General features: G+C 34.1%; 3 protein-coding genes. All 3 read left to right on the top strand.

The window, feature by feature from the left end:
* Window positions 1-511, top strand: a 511-nt coding sequence (locus ACY65O_RS16675; protein ID WP_462221993.1) for a GDP-mannose 4,6-dehydratase, incomplete at its 5' end; no start/stop codon positions are given.
* Window positions 512-533: 22 nt separating this feature from the next.
* Window positions 534-1,340, top strand: a complete 807-nt coding sequence (locus ACY65O_RS16670; RefSeq protein ID WP_462221992.1) for an FkbM family methyltransferase — start codon at window positions 534-536, stop codon at window positions 1,338-1,340.
* A 56-nt stretch (window positions 1,341-1,396) separates the two neighbouring features.
* Window positions 1,397-2,047 carry a class I SAM-dependent methyltransferase gene (locus tag ACY65O_RS16665; protein ID WP_462221991.1) on the top strand — a complete coding sequence of 217 codons (651 nt, stop codon included), beginning with the start codon at window positions 1,397-1,399 and terminating at the stop codon, window positions 2,045-2,047.
* The last annotated feature ends 154 nt before the right edge of the window (window positions 2,048-2,201 follow it).

Below are 2,201 nucleotides of genomic sequence, written 5' to 3'. Positions count from 1 at the left end.
GGTGGCCAGGGTGGCGCAGGAAATGCTTTCTGCTATTTATGCCGAAGGGTTTAATGTTGACATTATCATTACCCGTTCGTTCAATCATATTGGCCCGGGGCAACTGGATAAATTTGTTATTTCATCTTTTGCAAAACAATTGGTGGCCATTGCCAATGATGATAAAAAAGAAAAGAAAATAATTACCGGCGACTTATCCATTACCCGTGATTTTTTGGATGTACGTGATGTGGCAAAAGCGTATTATATTTTATTAAAACAGGGTAAAAAAAATTCGGTGTATAATATTTGTTCGGGCAAGGGCACAGTGTTAAAAGATATTATCACCATAATGAGCAAGCAGCTGAATATTAGTATTGAAACGGAAGTAAATCCGCAACTCATCCGCCCCAACGAAAACAGGAAAATTACAGGCTCGTACCAAAAAATGAAAACAGATTTTGGCTGGCAGCCTGAAATAACATTAGAGCAAAGTTTAGCGGATATTATTGGGTACTGGCAAAAAAAATAAAATTAAAATATAAATAATCTCAATGTCGGCATACACCACTTTAAAAAAAGTATATGTTTTTTTATTTGCAAGAAAAGTTTTCTTTCCTTTAAACAGGTTGCTGTATAAACTTAGTGTACATGGCATGGGTGTACTGAATTACGAAAATGGAAAAGTAAGTGGTGAAATTTCTTTTATTGAATTTTTAATTACAAAAAATAAATTATCATCGGGTGCAATTTTTGATGTGGGTGCCAATGTAGGAAATTATTCTGTTTTACTTTTAGAGAAGGGAGCTGCTGCGCCTATTTATGCCTTTGAACCACACCCGGCTACCTTTGCAGTATTAAGTAAAAATGCATCGGCAAATAAATTCCATCCCGTAAATATGGGTTTAGGCGAAATGCCGATGACTACAAAAATTTATGACTCTGCTGAAAGCGACGGATCAGAACATGCCAGCGTTTATAAAAGTGTAATTGAAAAAATTCACGAATACAAAGTAAAAGAAACAGATATTGAGCTTACAACAGTTGACCTGTTTGTAAAAGAAAATAACCTTAAAAATATTTCATTTTTAAAAATTGATACAGAAGGTAATGAGCTGAATGTACTTAAAGGCGCTGCAAATTGTATAGCAAATAATATGGTTGACATTATTCAAATTGAGTTTAACGAAATGAATATTATGTCCAGAACATTTTTATCGGATATTATAAATGTATTACCCGGTTTTGATTTTTACAGGCTGTTACCCAACAGCATGTATCCATTGGGTAAATACAGGCCACTTTTTTATGAAATTTTTGCTTTTCAAAATATTGTGGCAGTAAGGAAAGGGGTTTTGTAAAAATTTGAATACGGGTGTAAAAAAAATCATCATTAATTTAATTTAGCTTTATATAAATGAGAAAAAAATTAAGAAAGATATTGCCAAAAAATATTTATGCCGTGCTTGAAAAAGGGTACAGGTTTAAATTGGTACAGCAATCAAAAATTAAAATAAAAAAACTGCTGCAACAGGAAAAGATTTTTCTTGAAATTGGTGCAGGAGAAAAAAAAGGAACCGATGGCTGGACAACTTTGGATAACAGCCATAAATGTGACCTGGTTTGGGATTTAAGAAATGGCATCCCTTTCCCTGATAACAGTATTGAAAAAATTTACTCTTCTCATTTATTTGAACACCTGCACTACCCCGAAATTGAAATTTTATTAACAGAATGTAAAAGGGTATTAAAAACTGCCGGCATATTTTCAATTTGTGTACCCAATGCAAGATTGTTTATTGATGCCTACTCTAATAAAGACGAAAGTTTTGCTGCAAAAAATCAACCGGTGTATGCTCCCGGATTTAATGAAACAGGATCGCTGATAGATTGGGTAAATTATATTGCCTATATGGGCACAGAGCATAAGTATATGTTTGATGAAACCAACATGATCAATATTCTTACAAAAATGGGATTACGAAATGCAGCAATCAGGGAGTTTGATCCTGCCATTGATTTAGCTGCAAGGCAAAGAGATTCTTTATATGCAGAAGCCATAAAGTAAAATGTTAAAAGTTCCCGTTTTATTAATTGCGTTTAACCGGCCTGCCACCACACAACAGGTGCTGGATGCTATTGCATTGTATCAGCCAACGGTTTTATATGTAGCCACAGATGGTACAAGAAAAAATAATGAACCCGATGCTGTAAAATGTAAA

The sequence above is a fragment of the Ferruginibacter sp. genome (assembly GCF_031430955.1).
Classification (GTDB): domain Bacteria; phylum Bacteroidota; class Bacteroidia; order Chitinophagales; family Chitinophagaceae; genus Ferruginibacter.
The sequence above is the reverse complement of the archived record's forward strand: the minus strand, read 5'-3'. Positions and strand labels throughout refer to the sequence as shown.